This window comes from Symbiobacterium sp. (assembly GCF_040797425.1).
Lineage (GTDB): Bacteria > Bacillota > Sulfobacillia > Symbiobacteriales > Symbiobacteriaceae > Symbiobacterium.
In genome coordinates this window covers 1-1095 of the sequence record NZ_JBFNEH010000139.1, presented here as the reverse complement: position 1 = coordinate 1095, position 1095 = coordinate 1, and the positions used below count along the sequence as shown (strand labels likewise).

Sequence of the window (1095 nt, the reverse complement as noted above, 5' to 3'; positions counted from 1 at the left end):
AGGTAATGCACCCCGCACGAAACCCGTGCGCAAAGCGCCCCACGGCCTCAAGGCCGCGGGGCGCTTCGCTTCTGGTGGAGGCGGCGGGCTCTGCCTCCCGCGTCCGAAAGAGTTTCAAACAGGACGTCTCCGAGCGCAGCCGTCACTTTGGTTCTCGTCCAGGCTGCCGCCTGACGGCGGGCTGCAGTCCGGACCAACCGCGACAGGATCCTCGCCTCCCGGGTCCGCGGTCACCCCGGAAGGAACAGCCCGTTAGATGACGCTACAACCCCGGCGCACGGTGCCCACGATCCGGAGGAGCGAACGCGGCCTCAGGCCGCGCGCTGCTTACGCAGCGAGAGCGAACTCTTCGTTGGCACTTATCCTTTGCGGCCTGTTTAACGAGGCCTGCCGCAACCTCGGCTCGCTGTCCTGGATGAATCCTCCCCCGTCGAACCTATTTCGCCCCCGTGTTGCTGCCGGGCCATCCGGCACGTGCCAACGCGGGCGGATCAGTCGTCGTACTTGCCTCGCAGGGCCCGGGCCATCTCCCGTTTCGCCTCGCGGGCGGCGATGTCTTCGCGCTTGTCGAAGGCCCGCTTGCCCTTCGCCAGGGCCAGTTCGACCTTGACCTTACCCTTCTTAAAGTATAACCGCAGCGGGACCAGCGTGAAACCCTTCTCGCGGACCTTGCCGTACAGGCGCTGAATCTCCGCCTTGTGCATCAGCAGCTTGCGGGGCCTGAGCGGCTCGTGGTTGAACAGATTGGCCTGCTCGTACGGGCTGATGTGGCAGCCGTAGAGGTAGATCTCGCCGTCCTTGATCTGGGCGTAGGCATCACGCAGGTTGACCCGCCCGGCGCGGCAAGACTTGACCTCGGAGCCGACCAGAACGATCCCGGCCTCGTAGGTCTCCTCCACGAAGTAGTCGTGGCGGGCCTTGCGGTTCTCCGCAATGGGCTGCAGCTCGTCTCTGGCCTTCGTCCTGGCCATGATCTCACCTCGCCTGGATTATTAATTATGCCGCGGGCCTGGAAGCGTGTCAATAGCAGGCAGTTCCCAGGGTCTGTCAAGTGAAAGTGGGTACGTCGCACTTCCAAAAGTGTTCTGTATGATT

The 1095-nt window shown here is 63.7% G+C and carries 1 protein-coding gene and 1 other RNA gene; both read right to left on the bottom strand.

The features are described from left to right. Nucleotides 1-72 precede the first annotated feature (72 nt). Nucleotides 73-449, bottom strand: a transfer-messenger RNA (tmRNA) gene (gene ssrA / locus AB2385_RS17105). Between the two features lie 42 nt (nt 450-491). Continuing rightward, nucleotides 492-971 (bottom strand): SsrA-binding protein SmpB, encoded by a 480-nt coding sequence (gene smpB, locus AB2385_RS17100; protein WP_367656212.1) that lies wholly within the window; start codon nt 969-971, stop codon nt 492-494. Between the last annotated feature and the right edge of the window lie 124 nt (nt 972-1095).

What these genes read in the sequence shown, in the direction of transcription:
- smpB (WP_367656212.1), bottom strand. Translation starts at nt 971, where the DNA reads ATGGCCAGGACGAAGGCCAGAGACGAGCTGCAGCCCATTGCGGAGAAC.